The organism is Acinetobacter sp. AM (genome assembly GCF_003105055.1).
Classification (GTDB): Bacteria; Pseudomonadota; Gammaproteobacteria; order Pseudomonadales; family Moraxellaceae; genus Acinetobacter; species Acinetobacter tibetensis.
The window spans coordinates 1-15143 of record NZ_QETG01000011.1; the positions used below are offsets into that span (position 1 = coordinate 1).

General features: G+C 35.6%; 20 protein-coding genes. 4 read left to right on the forward strand and 16 right to left on the reverse strand.

Annotation, left to right across the window (positions count from 1 at the left end):
• Window positions 1-44 precede the first annotated feature (44 nt).
• Both DCO44_RS07435 and DCO44_RS07440 read right to left on the reverse strand, forming a co-directional pair.
• Window positions 45-374, reverse strand: a complete 330-nt coding sequence (locus tag DCO44_RS07435; RefSeq protein ID WP_116760559.1) for a hypothetical protein — start codon at window positions 372-374, stop codon at window positions 45-47.
• Between the two features lie 12 nt (window positions 375-386).
• On the reverse strand, window positions 387-1862 hold the full coding sequence (locus tag DCO44_RS07440; protein ID WP_116760561.1) for a phage/plasmid replication protein, II/X family: 1476 nt from the start codon (window positions 1860-1862) through the stop codon (window positions 387-389).
• Between the two features lie 76 nt (window positions 1863-1938).
• Between DCO44_RS07440 and DCO44_RS07445 the strand changes: the two genes are divergently transcribed.
• Window positions 1939-2187, forward strand: coding sequence for a hypothetical protein (locus DCO44_RS07445; RefSeq protein WP_413773011.1), 249 nt, complete (start codon window positions 1939-1941; stop codon window positions 2185-2187).
• Between the two features lie 128 nt (window positions 2188-2315).
• Window positions 2316-2567: a hypothetical protein gene (locus DCO44_RS07450; protein WP_116760563.1), complete on the forward strand. Its 252-nt coding sequence runs from the start codon at window positions 2316-2318 to the stop codon at window positions 2565-2567.
• A 671-nt stretch (window positions 2568-3238) separates the two neighbouring features.
• On the opposite strand, the gene DCO44_RS07455 is transcribed toward DCO44_RS07450, so the two are convergent.
• The 7 genes from DCO44_RS07455 to DCO44_RS07485 all read right to left on the reverse strand — a co-directional run bounded on the left by DCO44_RS07455 (window position 3239) and on the right by DCO44_RS07485 (window position 9297).
• A complete protein-coding gene (locus tag DCO44_RS07455) occupies window positions 3239-4393 on the reverse strand; it encodes a zonular occludens toxin domain-containing protein (RefSeq protein ID WP_116760565.1) in 1155 nt (384 codons plus the stop codon).
• A gap of 1 nt (window position 4394) precedes the next feature.
• The gene (locus DCO44_RS07460) at window positions 4395-4709 is read right to left on the reverse strand and encodes a DUF2523 domain-containing protein (RefSeq protein ID WP_116760566.1); all 315 of its coding nucleotides are present in this window, start codon (window positions 4707-4709) and stop codon (window positions 4395-4397) included.
• 2 nt (window positions 4710-4711) lie between these two features.
• A complete protein-coding gene (locus tag DCO44_RS16605; RefSeq protein WP_165815696.1) occupies window positions 4712-6328 on the reverse strand; it encodes a hypothetical protein in 1617 nt (538 codons plus the stop codon).
• Window positions 6329-6388: 60 nt separating this feature from the next.
• Window positions 6389-6637: a major capsid protein gene (locus tag DCO44_RS07470; RefSeq protein ID WP_228157528.1), complete on the reverse strand. Its 249-nt coding sequence runs from the start codon at window positions 6635-6637 to the stop codon at window positions 6389-6391.
• Between the two features lie 273 nt (window positions 6638-6910).
• On the reverse strand, window positions 6911-7297 hold the full coding sequence (locus DCO44_RS07475) for a hypothetical protein (RefSeq protein ID WP_213066314.1): 387 nt from the start codon (window positions 7295-7297) through the stop codon (window positions 6911-6913).
• 182 nt (window positions 7298-7479) lie between these two features.
• A complete protein-coding gene (locus DCO44_RS07480; RefSeq protein WP_116760559.1) occupies window positions 7480-7809 on the reverse strand; it encodes a hypothetical protein in 330 nt (109 codons plus the stop codon).
• 12 nt (window positions 7810-7821) lie between these two features.
• A complete protein-coding gene (locus DCO44_RS07485; protein WP_116760561.1) occupies window positions 7822-9297 on the reverse strand; it encodes a phage/plasmid replication protein, II/X family in 1476 nt (491 codons plus the stop codon).
• A 76-nt stretch (window positions 9298-9373) separates the two neighbouring features.
• On the opposite strand from DCO44_RS07485, the gene DCO44_RS07490 reads away from it, so the two are divergent.
• Complete coding sequence (locus tag DCO44_RS07490) at window positions 9374-9622, forward strand: hypothetical protein (protein WP_413773011.1); 249 nt, start codon at window positions 9374-9376, stop codon at window positions 9620-9622.
• Window positions 9623-9750: 128 nt separating this feature from the next.
• Window positions 9751-10002, forward strand: a complete 252-nt coding sequence (locus tag DCO44_RS07495) for a hypothetical protein (protein ID WP_116760570.1) — start codon at window positions 9751-9753, stop codon at window positions 10000-10002.
• 202 nt (window positions 10003-10204) lie between these two features.
• Here the strand turns inward: DCO44_RS07495 and DCO44_RS07500 are convergent, their stop codons facing one another.
• The 7 genes from DCO44_RS07500 to DCO44_RS07530 form a co-directional block, all read right to left on the reverse strand.
• The gene (locus tag DCO44_RS07500) at window positions 10205-10966 is read right to left on the reverse strand and encodes an alpha/beta fold hydrolase (protein WP_116760572.1); all 762 of its coding nucleotides are present in this window, start codon (window positions 10964-10966) and stop codon (window positions 10205-10207) included.
• 142 nt (window positions 10967-11108) lie between these two features.
• Entirely contained in the window at window positions 11109-11987 is an 879-nt protein-coding gene (locus tag DCO44_RS07505; protein ID WP_116760765.1) for an MBL fold metallo-hydrolase, read from the reverse strand.
• A gap of 2 nt (window positions 11988-11989) precedes the next feature.
• Window positions 11990-12409 (reverse strand): DUF6691 family protein, encoded by a 420-nt coding sequence (locus DCO44_RS07510; protein ID WP_116760574.1) that lies wholly within the window; start codon window positions 12407-12409, stop codon window positions 11990-11992.
• Window positions 12410-12411: 2 nt separating this feature from the next.
• A complete protein-coding gene (locus DCO44_RS07515) occupies window positions 12412-12825 on the reverse strand; it encodes a YeeE/YedE family protein (RefSeq protein WP_116760576.1) in 414 nt (137 codons plus the stop codon).
• A 193-nt stretch (window positions 12826-13018) separates the two neighbouring features.
• Window positions 13019-13510, reverse strand: coding sequence for a hypothetical protein (locus DCO44_RS07520; RefSeq protein WP_133243151.1), 492 nt, complete (start codon window positions 13508-13510; stop codon window positions 13019-13021).
• On the reverse strand, window positions 13503-13931 hold the full coding sequence (locus DCO44_RS07525) for a hypothetical protein (protein WP_116760580.1): 429 nt from the start codon (window positions 13929-13931) through the stop codon (window positions 13503-13505). Before DCO44_RS07525 ends, DCO44_RS07520 begins: the two co-directional genes overlap by 8 nt.
• Before the next feature lie 238 nt (window positions 13932-14169).
• Window positions 14170-15069, reverse strand: a complete 900-nt coding sequence (locus DCO44_RS07530) for a LysR family transcriptional regulator (protein WP_116760582.1) — start codon at window positions 15067-15069, stop codon at window positions 14170-14172.
• Between the last annotated feature and the right edge of the window lie 74 nt (window positions 15070-15143).

Genomic DNA, 15143 nt, shown 5'->3' on the forward strand with positions numbered 1-15143 from the left:
ATTATACGAAATATCGTATAGTAAGCCTTTGATTAGTAAAGGCTTTATGCTGTCTTAGGTACTTGCTGTTCTACAGCTTTCTTTTCTTCAAGCATTAACGGCTTACCGTCGCCAGTCGTTTTATAGTAGATATTGCGCTCCATCGAAGTCATTTCGATTGGCAGATAGATCTCACGACCTTTGTAAGACAGATAAAAATCTTTCATGTGATGATGATCTTCAATGACTTTTACGCCTTGAGAACATGGAACGATCTGGTCTAGACCTTTGTCATAGCGTTGTGATGCAAATACAAGTCGCATGGTCAACTGAGCGTCCTTGTTTACACCAGTTTCAACATTGATAAGTTTGGCTTTAAAGATAAATTGAGACATAGTTAATTCCTCTTAGGCTATTTTGAGGTTGAATGAAGATTTAGGTTCGATGAAGTTTTCAGGCACTTGTTGATCGAAATTGATTTCTACATATTTGATAAACGGAATAATGTTGTTAGATGTTTGAGAATGAAGGTTTTGAAGTTCACCTTTTGAGAAACCGCAGCTTCTTAAAGATGCAATACGCTTTTTAAATTGAGCAGAACTGTACTCATTACGAACAGTGTCATAACCATAGTCACGCAATTCTTTATAGAACGTATGCAAATTACGAGCTTGTGTAGCTGAAGCTGAACCAGCCTTAACGACCTTTTTAAACTCTCGAAATACAAAGTTATAAGCCGATAAATGATCCATATTTTCAAGCGGATTAACATGCAAACGGACTAAATAATTCTTAGCAAATCCGCACTTAAGCAAATTTGAGAAATTACGAAAGAACTTCTCATCACCCATTTGAGTTTGTAGCGTTGTACAACCTACATTCTCTAAATCTCTGTAAAATTTAAAAACAGTGTCAGCAACAGAAGCAGAAATTGAATCTTTAGAATTCGCCAGTTGCAACTCAGAAAGTATCTTGTTGTAAATAGAATCATCATCGGTAAGTTTCACATTTTGCCCCTTGAGAGCTTCAAATAGTTCTCTATTTGCACTAGTCCATAAATTGCGTAGAAAGTTTGGGTTTTGACGTTGGTAGCGAATTAACTGAAATAAATTAGTTGGTATATTGCGTTCTTTAAGTACGTAGGCTTTGACACCAGTTTCAAAGCGTAAAAGCCCTTGAGTAAATGTAATCAAGTCAGGATCAGACATTACTTTTACAACAGCTTGAGCAGCTTTATCATTAGACTTGGCTAGCTTAGTTTGTTCTATAAGTTGAGCCTGAAACTCACATGATTTACCGTAAACTTTACGAGCGAAACGCTTGCAACGTTCAGAGCCGAAATAGACAGTATTTTTATAGATTGCAGCTTTACTTGATTTGCGAATGTGTTGTGTGGAGATATTCCGCAAGAAATCTAATGCGCGTTCAACTTCCCGATCATCACGTAAACGTGCGTGATAAGTAACGTCAATCTGCATGACCTCAGTTTCACCAATTTCAAGCATGCCGTATAAAGTCGGTTGAGCCTGTGCGAAATGACCAAGCATTTCCATAGCCCCTTCCTCTATCCAGTCCGTTCCATAAACGTTATGCCCCTGCAATATCTTTGCAGGTGAAGCTTTCAATTCAACATGTGGCCATAACTTACCTTCATGATGAAATTTCCAAGCCATCTTGGTGAATGACGTTGGTAATCGATCATAAGGATGGTTCAGGACTTGGTTGACCACGTTCCCCTCTTCATCCTTAAAAACGCATCGAGCTTCTACACGCGGTAAGTCAAGATCGAGTAAATTAAAACCAAAGATGCAATGACGGCCTTCACTGTCTACATCGACATGTGAAGCCTTAATTGGCATCCGTAGCTTTAGCATATCGTTCATAAAACGCCCCATGTGTGCATGCATGCATTTATGCATAAGGCGGAATTTACCACAATGATGCAAGTATGCACAATACATGCATGCAAAAATACATGTATCATTTTCTACATGTGCAACATTGGAATTTATTGAAATGGTTCAGAGCGTAAGATTGAACGACAAGGAACAAGAACTACTAAGAAAAAAGGCTGTCGAATTAAACAAAGCTCTAATTAGTAAAGGTCAACAACCAGTAAGAGACAGTGAATTAGTTCACATTCTAATTGAAGAAGGTTTAGACCATATTGAAGTTACAAATAGCGGGAAACTGACAATACCCAAATAAATTGAGGTGAAAAAGCTCATTTTCGAGCCTTAAGTCCACTCTAGAGACGTGGACTCCCCTTTGATCAGCAAACGCAGCGCGACGAGTCGCTGCTTGCGTCTGCTTCTTCTTGATGTTATGAGATGAAAATGAAAAAAATGATATTACCTATGCTCTTAGTATTTAGTAAAAATGCTTATGCTGAAGATGTAATAGCAACAGCTACATATGACAATGAAAAAAAAGAAATAATAATGCTAAGAATAAATTCAATAGATGAAAATAAATTAAATAAATGTTCAAAAACAATAGATAACCAGAAAGGAAGAAAGATGCTAAAAAATTTAGCAAAAAGAAAAAAAGGCAAAATAGTAGAAATAAACTTTACATGTAAAATCTAAAAACTTCGATATTCGTATAATGCAGATTGATGTTAAATAACGCCGATTTGCCCCAAAATGGTAGCAAATCGCCTATGTAACATAATCTCGATATATTATACGAAATCTCAGACCTTATAATTTAATCAAATAATTCATCCATAAACTTAAGCACAATAACCCAATAAATAGAGTAAATAAGAATAAAAAAGGATAACAATAAAACGTCTTGAAGTGTAATATTTTGCCAATCCATCAAAAATTCCATATTTCATAAACCTCTGTTTTTTATCATTTATCTTTAGCCAGGAAAAGCCGGGTTTTCGACTGCAGCGGAGCGAGCACTTGGAACAAAATACCAATCAATCATTTGAAGCTTTACGCACTAAATAAAAAGCGATACAGAAAAAAATAAGTGCTAAAAGCGTGTATTTAATTAAGTATTCCATATAAAACCTTTATCAGTTCGCGCCTACGGACGCTCTGTAATTCCCAATCTAAAGCAAAAGGGAGATGTAATCAGGGAAAGAAAGTTTGAAAATCTTATTGCGTCAGTTCGTGGGCACTCCGCCCACTCTGTTTAACTGCACAAGCTAAACATAAATGCATACCCTGATATAAATAAATACTATTAGTTGAAATGTCACAAAGATAGCAATGAATACGACCGTATGAATCAGTTTTTAATGGAATCATATTAAACCCTCTTTTTTAGCTTGTTGGAATTTAGCCAAGTCTTCAGCACTTAACTGGGGTTGTGTGGCGGTAGCTTGCTGTATTTGGGGCTGTACAGGTTGTTGTTGTACAAAGTAGTTAAATGGTCTATCACCGTCCTCGATAACCTTTCTACAATCTTCATCAGATACATCATGAAGAATCGTACCTTGTTGAGTATAAGCCACGTAGCGTCCATTCATTTTAGTACAACCAGCAAATACAGGCTTTGCTGTTACTTCATAATTGATTTGTTGAGTATGGTCATCAAAAGGCTTGTTAGGATTATATTTAATCGCAATTGATTCTAAATCGTTTTGGTTTTTAGCCAATAATTCAGCATTTCGTTTTTCTGGATTTTGTAAATCTGCATATTGTTCTGGAGTCAAATTCATCATAGCAGCATCACGAGCATATTGATCAGCTTGTGAAAGTTGTTCTTGTTTGGGTTGTTCAGCAACAACCTCTTTATCATTAAAATTTAAATACTTTTGAGCAACTGGATAACCAAAATAATATGCAGTACCGAAAACAAAAGAAAGGATAGCAATAGATTTAATTAACTTGGGTGGTATCTTAAATTTATGCGTATCAAGAACAGTTGATTCATAAAGTTTGAATACAGATTTATTCGGGCGATACATTTCAGTCGTACAGCCCATTTTAATAGAAGCATTTTTAAAATCTTCTGGTTGATCACATACCTGCCCCCACGATCTACGCATAGCAAAAGGTAAACCCTGAGTTCTATGTAAGTGGTAATGCTTTTCTATCAATCTGCGGATGTGAGTATGAATAAACATTGGGTGCTGTGTATTAAGATAAATATCAATACCGCGGTGACGATGCTTTTCTAAAGTCGTAAACCATTTTGGTAGTTCCTCAGACTTAGCAGCGGTTTTAACATCACGGGTAAATTCTTGTACTTCATCGACATAAAGTACAGAACCGTCTGGCATAGACTCCCACTCATTAAAATGATCTAAAAGATTAAAACCATTTTCCTCCGCTTTGAGTCCTCTAAAATTACAGAAATAAACCAAGCGACCTTCAGCTAATTTTTTTTGAGCATCTTCAATAGTAGAAGCACTTTTAAAAGAACCTGGTTTACCAGTAGTAAGATAAATAGCCATTTTAAGACCCCGTATTTATACCGAATGCACGAACAGCAACAGACATCATTTTTAAAGAAAAACAAGCGGCAGAAGCAGCAAGTAACATATGAATGCAATTAACAAAATCTAGATAGGCAATTAACTGCATTGCAGAACCACCAATGACAGAAAATTCTGAAACCTTATCAATAATTTGGCGTTCTAAATTGTCAATCTGTGGTTTTGCGACATTTGAAAGAAAATAATAAACAAGCCCTGCAGTAACAGTACCTGTGATGACTTTAGTAAGAATTTTAATAACAGCAAGTGCGACTGCGTAGAAAGCTAAAGGCATGACTAAAACCCTCTAATTGTGGCGTCTAACATACGCAAACAGAGCATCAAAGTTGAAAGGTGTAGAAAGATTTTGATTAATGCTATTAATTCACACCATTTAGAGATAGGAACAACAATAGACCCCACAAAAGGAACATCTGTTATCACCATATCTTGAAGACATTGAGTATTTGAAAAAGAAAGTTTATTAGCAAAATTGTTTAAAGAATTTTGTGCATCAGAAAAAGCACCTGTATAACGAGAATCGTTAGATTCAGTACCAATTTGTTCTAATTCGGTAGTATCAATATCATCAGGGAATTTTTCATCTAACTTGGTTTTAATATCTTCAGTTTGTTTTTCTATAGCCCCAACAATTCCTGAATCATCAAAACCAGTACCGTCTTCTGTACCTGTATCTGAACCCTGTTTAGCAATTAACTGATCAAGTTTAGAATTTGTGTCTTTACCATTTTGATTAATAGAGTTTAATGTCGTGTTGGCAGTATCAAGCTTTGTATTTGTACCAATTAATGTATCAGTAACTTTATTAACTGAACCGTTAATATCATTTAGAAAATCATTAATAGAGTTTTTTGCGTCATTTACAGCGGATTTAACAGAATTAACAGCAGAGATAACACCTGAAACATCAACATTAACTGTTGTTGAATTATTATTAGTTACATTAACTGTTGTTGAACCGTCAGAACTAGTACTTGTAGATGTACTTGTACTTGTTGAAGTATTTGAACTATTGCCAGAACCAGTACCAGTTCCTGAACCATCGCCTGTACCAGTTCCTGAACCATCGCCTGTACCAGTTCCTGAACCATCGCCTGTGCCAGTTCCTGAACCATCACCAGTACCAGTTCCTGAACCCGTACCGCTACCAGATTTGACACAAAGCGATTGACCATTAAATTTGCCTGAAACATAACCGGAACCGCAACCCTCTGGAGGACGCGTACAGTAGATTGCACCATTACATGTATTTTTTACATCTGGTTCAGATTGATCTGTATCCGGACAGACAATAGAACCATCACTTAATCTAGTACATCCATCCTCTGGGGGTTGATAACAACCACCATAGGGATCAGATTTGTTACAAGAGTCATTAAAAGTAGGTGTACAAGATGAAGCGGGAGCATTAGATAAACTATAGACAGTAATAGATTGTCGGTTATCTTTATGATTTAAAACGATAGGATTCTTTTTTGCTTGATAGACACAATAAGAATTGTCAGTCTTTTTTTCACAAGTTTGTGATGGAACAGGTGATCCAGCAGCAAAGTAATAATATGCAGGATAATCTTTAGGGGGACATACGTCAGGAACAGATTTAGAAAAAAGCTGAGCAGCTTGGAGACCTCCTTGAGAACCTTTATAGAAAAAACAATATCTATTGTTTGATTTAGTAATTGAAGACGAATCAACAGATGTATAACCGTAAGAGTTAGCTACTTTACTAAGCAAGTTATTACAAGCATCAATAGGATTATAGGCAAAACCTAAAACTAGTTTGCCATTATTATCAAAATTGTTTGCTGATGTAGTCCACTCAGTAAGAACTGCAAAAGATGATGATGAAATTGTTATAAAAAATACAAAAATTAAATATTTAAAAAATCTCATTTTAAATCCCAAAATCCCTTAAATATTTAATGAAATGAGGAGCCGAAGCCCCTCAGTGTATCAACTAAAGAAAGATGCTTTAGCCCATTTGAAAATAACAGCAAGACCCGCTAAACCAAGTAATGCAGTACCAATCGCAGTGATAACCGAAGTACCATCCGTAGTGATTTGACCAACTGGAGCAGTTACATCTACAGCAGCAAATGCAGGATTTACTAAAGCAGTTGATACAACAGCACCAAGTCCAAATTTAGAAACGTTGTGTAAAGTTAAAACACCGTTTTTTTCTTTAACGATTTGTTCATTCATAAGAATTACTCCAAGAAAGATTAGAACCCCATTAACCTGAGGACGATTTTAAAAAGACCATAGAGACCCCAAAAAATTGCAAACATAACAATGAATGCCCCTACAGTTTCTGTAGATATATAAGCGACACAACTTGTCTGATCTGAACCATAAAGTAAGCAAATCATCGCTTAAATACCTTGACGCGTATTAACTTATAGATAAGGTATATCTGAGTTAAAACGCCTATTAAGAAGAAGTACCAAACCACATAAAGCATTTTGTTTACCCCTCTTAAATTCCTATTTTCAATGCTAAAATCTCAGTATTAAGAAAGTAGATGTAAAGCATTGAACAAATAAATAAGATTGAAACAACAATAAATTTCGAATCAATTCGAGATACTGATTTAATATTTTTAAACCGTTGTTTTATTAAAAAATCTCTTTGCTCTAACGTGTAATATTCGCCCTTGTACAAGTACAAATATTCAAAGTCGTCTTTACGTTCTGCACGACCATTCATATTGCGAAAACGTATACGTGAAGGACGTTCAAAACGATGTGCAGAAAAGTTAAGTAACGACTTAAAGAAACCTGAAATAATCAGACCTAAAAAGACACCACCCCACAGATAAAAATCATTTAAAGCATTAAAAGCTGCCAGTTCTTGTACTGTCATTTTTTAGCCCCACAATGGTAAAAATGGGTGGAATAAACCAAATGACTTAGGAAAGTTGAACCGCAGTTCTTGCACTTATATTCGATATGTGACATGATGATTACTATCCTAAGTCATTGATTTATTTACATATTATACATTATACGAAATATCGTATAGTAAGCCTTTGATTAGTAAAGGCTTTATGCTGTCTTAGGTACTTGCTGTTCTACAGCTTTCTTTTCTTCAAGCATTAACGGCTTACCGTCGCCAGTCGTTTTATAGTAGATATTGCGCTCCATCGAAGTCATTTCGATTGGCAGATAGATCTCACGACCTTTGTAAGACAGATAAAAATCTTTCATGTGATGATGATCTTCAATGACTTTTACGCCTTGAGAACATGGAACGATCTGGTCTAGACCTTTGTCATAGCGTTGTGATGCAAATACAAGTCGCATGGTCAACTGAGCGTCCTTGTTTACACCAGTTTCAACATTGATAAGTTTGGCTTTAAAGATAAATTGAGACATAGTTAATTCCTCTTAGGCTATTTTGAGGTTGAATGAAGATTTAGGTTCGATGAAGTTTTCAGGCACTTGTTGATCGAAATTGATTTCTACATATTTGATAAACGGAATAATGTTGTTAGATGTTTGAGAATGAAGGTTTTGAAGTTCACCTTTTGAGAAACCGCAGCTTCTTAAAGATGCAATACGCTTTTTAAATTGAGCAGAACTGTACTCATTACGAACAGTGTCATAACCATAGTCACGCAATTCTTTATAGAACGTATGCAAATTACGAGCTTGTGTAGCTGAAGCTGAACCAGCCTTAACGACCTTTTTAAACTCTCGAAATACAAAGTTATAAGCCGATAAATGATCCATATTTTCAAGCGGATTAACATGCAAACGGACTAAATAATTCTTAGCAAATCCGCACTTAAGCAAATTTGAGAAATTACGAAAGAACTTCTCATCACCCATTTGAGTTTGTAGCGTTGTACAACCTACATTCTCTAAATCTCTGTAAAATTTAAAAACAGTGTCAGCAACAGAAGCAGAAATTGAATCTTTAGAATTCGCCAGTTGCAACTCAGAAAGTATCTTGTTGTAAATAGAATCATCATCGGTAAGTTTCACATTTTGCCCCTTGAGAGCTTCAAATAGTTCTCTATTTGCACTAGTCCATAAATTGCGTAGAAAGTTTGGGTTTTGACGTTGGTAGCGAATTAACTGAAATAAATTAGTTGGTATATTGCGTTCTTTAAGTACGTAGGCTTTGACACCAGTTTCAAAGCGTAAAAGCCCTTGAGTAAATGTAATCAAGTCAGGATCAGACATTACTTTTACAACAGCTTGAGCAGCTTTATCATTAGACTTGGCTAGCTTAGTTTGTTCTATAAGTTGAGCCTGAAACTCACATGATTTACCGTAAACTTTACGAGCGAAACGCTTGCAACGTTCAGAGCCGAAATAGACAGTATTTTTATAGATTGCAGCTTTACTTGATTTGCGAATGTGTTGTGTGGAGATATTCCGCAAGAAATCTAATGCGCGTTCAACTTCCCGATCATCACGTAAACGTGCGTGATAAGTAACGTCAATCTGCATGACCTCAGTTTCACCAATTTCAAGCATGCCGTATAAAGTCGGTTGAGCCTGTGCGAAATGACCAAGCATTTCCATAGCCCCTTCCTCTATCCAGTCCGTTCCATAAACGTTATGCCCCTGCAATATCTTTGCAGGTGAAGCTTTCAATTCAACATGTGGCCATAACTTACCTTCATGATGAAATTTCCAAGCCATCTTGGTGAATGACGTTGGTAATCGATCATAAGGATGGTTCAGGACTTGGTTGACCACGTTCCCCTCTTCATCCTTAAAAACGCATCGAGCTTCTACACGCGGTAAGTCAAGATCGAGTAAATTAAAACCAAAGATGCAATGACGGCCTTCACTGTCTACATCGACATGTGAAGCCTTAATTGGCATCCGTAGCTTTAGCATATCGTTCATAAAACGCCCCATGTGTGCATGCATGCATTTATGCATAAGGCGGAATTTACCACAATGATGCAAGTATGCACAATACATGCATGCAAAAATACATGTATCATTTTCTACATGTGCAACATTGGAATTTATTGAAATGGTTCAGAGCGTAAGATTGAACGACAAGGAACAAGAACTACTAAGAAAAAAGGCTGTCGAATTAAACAAAGCTCTAATTAGTAAAGGTCAACAACCAGTAAGAGACAGTGAATTAGTTCACATTCTAATTGAAGAAGGTTTAGACCATATTGAAGTTACAAATAGCGGGAAACTGACAATACCCAAATAAATTGAGGTGAAAAAGCTCATTTTCGAGCCTTAAGTCCACTCTAGAGACGTGGACTCCCCTTTGATCAGCAAACGCAGCGCGACGAGTCGCTGCTTGCGTCTGCTTCTTCTTGATGTTATGAGATGAAAATGAAAAAAATGATATTACCTATGCTCTTAGTATTTAGTAAAAATGCTTATGCTGAAGATGTAATAGCAACAGCTACATATGACAATGAAAAAAAAGAAATAATAATGCTAAGAATAAATTCAATAGATGAAAATAAATTAAATAAATGTTCAAAAACAATAGATAACCAGAAAGGAAGAAAGATGCTAAAAAATTTAGCAAAAAGAAAAAAAAGCAAAATAGTAGAAATAAACTTTACATGTAAAATCTAAAAACTTCGATATTCGTATAATGCAGATTGATGTTAAATAACGCCGATTTGCCCCAAAATGGTAGCAAATCGCCTATGTAACATAATCTCGATATATTATACGAAATGCAGCATATAAAAGCATAAGACAATGATTAATAAAGACTTATGCTGTCTTAGCTACTTACTGTTCTACAGCTATATCGCTGTAGAACATCATCATATTATTTTAAAAAGTTAGAGATCTCTAATAAAACTTCATCTGTCTTTTCAGCGTGTAGCCAATGTCCTGCATTCAAAACTTCTTTTATTTCAGCAACTGGAAACTGTTTCTGAATAGCATCAAAATGCTCAGGTTTATGAATGTATGGAGATAACCCACCACGTAAAAATAACACAGGCTTTGTATAAGGCTTTATCTCTTGCCAAGACAATATCTCAGCGTAATGCGCAAAAATAGCATTTAAATTAAACCGCCATTTTCCTTGCGTAAATGATTTCAATAAAAATTGAATCACCATATCTTCTTGAATAAATTTCTTCATGATTTCAGTAGCTTGTAATCTAGATGCTGGTGCAGCTTCTTGTACAGCAAATAATGCTTTAAAAATTTGTTCGTGATGATTTTCTTGATAAGCAAATGGTGCGATATCTAACACAATTAGACCTACCACACGATTTTCAGCCTTCTCCGCCACTTTCATGCTTATTTTTCCGCCCATGGAGTGCCCGATGAGGGAAAAATTTTGAATCTGTAGATGATCCAAAGTCTCTAACACATCCCGCGCCATCAAATCATAGTTCATCTGTTCACTATGCTCAGATAATCCATGATTACGTACATCGAACTGTATTACTGTACGTTGATCAAAAGCCCGAGCCAACATGCCAAGGTTACTCAAACTGCCGAATAACCCATGAATAAGTACAACAGGCTCCAATTCGCTTGGGTTTACTGGTTTCTGTATTTGATGATTAAGGATCATAGTGCTTCTATCTGGTATTTTTATATATAGTGGCTTTTTAGTTTTTAAGAATCAATAAATTTGCTTAGGCTATTTATAAAAATACTAAAAATCAGAGATAATAGTGATGTATTATCCTGATTTTTATGCATTTATTTCATGTTTATATGCTAGATTTGAAAAAATTAAATGGAATTTTCAAATAACGAATCCCGTTTTCCTCAGGTTCAGGGAATTGTCCAGCCTGCATATTGATTTGTATCGCAGGTAAAATCAATTTAGGCATGTTTAAAGTTGCATCGCGTTGATTCCGCATCTGGACAAAAGCTTCTTTTTTAATGCTTTCATTGATATGAATATTATGCTTTTTTTGTTCAGCAATACTGGTTTCATAAATAAAATGATCACGATCTTCAGGTAAATAGTCGTGGCATAAGAACACGCGCATATTGCCATCTAAAGCAAACAGCTTTTGCACTGAGTCAAATAACGTCGCTGCGCTACCTTTAGGAAAATCACAGCGTGCTGTACCGTAATCAGGCATAAATAGCGTGTCACCGACAAATACAGCATCACCAATCACGTAGCTTAAGCAAGCTGGCGTATGTCCTGGTGTTGGAATGTTATATGCGTCTATTTCACCAATTTTGAAATGTTCGCCATCTTTAAATAAATAATCAAATGAGCGTGTCGCATTAAAATATTTGGGTTCAAGGTTGTAAATTGCGCTAAAGGTTTCCTGCACAATCGCAATCTTCTCACTAATGGCGACCACTCCCCCCACCTTCTGTTTTAAATACTGGGAAGCTGTTAGATGGTCAGCATGGACATGTGTTTCTAAAATCCAATTTATGCTTAGGCTATTTTGCTGAACATATGAAATTATTTCATCCGCCAAAGTTGTCTTTGTCGTTGCAGATGCAGCATCATAATTCAGCACACTATCGATAATGGCAGATTGGCGACTCTTCGGGTCTGTAACCACATAGCTAAAAGTATTGGTTTCTTTATCAAAAAAAGCTTTAACGATTGGTTTTATCAACACTATTTCACTCCCATCGTTTTATTAAATATAATCATACCTATTGCCATAGCAATAATAAAATATAGCGTTTGATAGTGCCCTAAACCAATCAAGGTAAGACTTGGTGCGGGACAAATACCTGCTAAACCCCAACCCATACCAAAAATTGCGCTCCCTAGAATTAATCTTGAATCAATCTGTGTATTCTTAGGCATTGCAATCGGTTCTTTAAAAACCGTTTTTGGGGTTTGTTGTTTAGAGAGTATCTGAAAAGGAATAAACGCCACCGCAATTGCACCCATCATCACAAATGCCAGACTAGCATCCCAAGTGCCAAAAATATCCAAAAAATTCAGTACTTTTTCTGGATTAGACATTCCTGAAAACATTAAACCAATGGCAAATAGACCACCAAAAATAAAGGCAAATATATTTTTCATGTTTATGCTCCCAAAATATGACGCATTACAAATACAGTCACGGCGCCAGCAAGCATAAATGTTGCTGTTGCTATGAGTGATCGTTTGGATAAACGACTAATCCCACAAATTCCATGGCCACTGGTACATCCAGAACCTAATCGCGTACCAAAACCCACCAATAAACCCGCTAAAATCATAATGAACGGTGAGCTCTCAATTTGAATCTGTGGTTGCGTAAATGCTCCATAAGCAAATGGCACGATAATTAAGCCTAATAAGAACCAAAGTGCAGGTGTACTCAACAAGGTTTTGGGACTAAGGACTTGTGAAATCAGGCCACTAATTCCTGCAATACGACCATTGACCAACAAATAACCAACGGCGGATACACCAAGCAGTGTTCCACCGATAAAAGCGGTTAGATAGTCATGCATTTTCTACGTTCCACCTAAAACAATATATATTTTCATAATATGTTTATTTGTAAATTATTCAAGAGTAATTTTGTATGAAATTTGCGCAAACTCACCTTTCGAATTCAGTTAGAGTACTAAATTTAATCTAGTTATCTAAGTTAAAATAATATTTTACAGACGTATTACTCTTTTAATCATGTTGTTAACCTAGCTAAAGGTCAACACCATCTTGGATATACTTATTAATTTCTTCGGTTGCTTTTTCAGTTAGTTCTTTCAGATTATTCTCAGCTTTATGCCTGTAATAGCAATCATTATCGGTATTTACATACCATTTCACCATACTCTCTTTTAACTTCTTCAAAGATTGACTTTCTTGTATTGTAAGTATTAATGAGTTAATTTTTGCCTGTTTATCTTCAATCAACTCTTTTAAATGTTTAACTTCATTTTCTTTATCAACTAAGTCTTTTCTCGTTTTACCTAGCGTAGAAGATGTATCATTCTCATCGATATAATCTTTCAGTTTGGTAATAAAAACAGTGATAATTGTAAATATTGCAATTCCAAGAGGAATGTATTGTGTGGACGCAATAAATTTATTTATAAAGTAACTTGATATTGTGAAAAAAAGGGTAAATAGTAAATTAAAATAAAAAAACTTATTCTTTCCCATAAACAATTTTAAATTATTATTACTCATTGTTTTCATCTTCATTCAATAAACTATTTATGAAGACCTTAGGAGTAGCGAATAGCAGTTTAAGATTATCTTCCAATTCAATATATTGAAAAATTTCATCAGAAATTCCGTATTCAACTGTGAACCTAAAATAAGCATCATTTTCTTCAATCTTTTGTAAAATAATTTTTAAAGTAATCACTTTTTTATTAAATTGATTTATTTTTTCTAGAATTTTTTCTTTTGAAACCCTTACTAGCAAATCTTCGCATAAAAGAGAAAAATTCATACGGCTTAATGTAATTTCATTTTTCACGATTTGTACGGCTGATAGCGTCAGCCCTCTATAGTTAAATGAATAGACATTCCTATCATCACTATCTCTTAATTTAAATTCTTCAACATTATCTAACTTTTGAATCTGGTTAAAAAAAGTATTCATTTATCTTAAAATATATGTAAAAAAAATATTTTAACAAAATTTATCAACAAATTAAATGATCATCTACATAGAGGTTAACACAGTTTTCTCGTTGAATATCTTCAGTAATTGATCTAGTGGTATATAGACCTGCGAAACATCTTTCAGTACAACCTCATGACCATCAACGTTGCGTTGTAGCATTAGATGATCTCTAAAATTGACATGCACCACTTGAGACACTGCGCATGCATGATTGTTAAAAATGAATACTTTCCAAATTATCTTCAATAACATTCAGCCAAGCCCGAGTCGCTGGAGTCATAGTGACCGTGCTATTCCAAGCCATCTTTAAGTTCCAGTTGATCTTCGGCTCTGTCAGCAAAGCAATATGAAACTCTTCACGATTTAGTCGCTCACAATAAGCCTGAGGAAGTAAAGCAATCCCGACATTCGATTCAACCAGTTTGGCAATAAAGTCCCATTGACTACTCCGACAAGCCACTTTCGGTTCAAAACCTACAGACTGTGCCGCCTGAATAATGACGTTGTTTAGCGTAAATGTATTGGCATACAGTAAAAAAGATTCCTCCTTGAGTTCAATCAGTTTAATTTCTTGTTTTTTACGCCAATGTGAGCTTTTCTTTGCCAGTAGACAAATCGATGAGTTGATAATTTCAAATCCACTCAGTAAAGGTTTTAACTCTCCCATCACCACCCCAGCATCAACCTCTTTACGAAAAATCGCCTCTTCGATGCCTGTCGCCCCGACTTCCAGAAAGTTCAACTCGATATGCGGATATTGACTATGAAATTTGGCAATCACAGTACTTAGCATCATGGCTGCCAAAGGTGGTAGACCAATCGTTAGCTTACCTTTTTTCAATCCTCTGACTTGTGTCACCGTATCAAAAATACGCTGCTGTTCATTCAAAATAATTAATGCATGTTCATACACTTGCTGCCCCACATAAGTCAAAGCCACGCCGCGTTTACGTCCTGCTTCCCCTTTATGTAACAGTGCGACTCCGAGTTGCTCTTCTAGACCGCGCATTGCCTTACTAATGGTCGGTTGAGTTAAATTGAGCTGTTCTGCTGCCAATGTAAAACTTTGAACCTCTACCAAGGTAACAAAGATTTGTAGACTTTTGATATCCACAAAAATATTCCATATTTACATAATTATTTTTTTATTATTCATAATCCATACGACAGGTCAATTTTAAAATACTC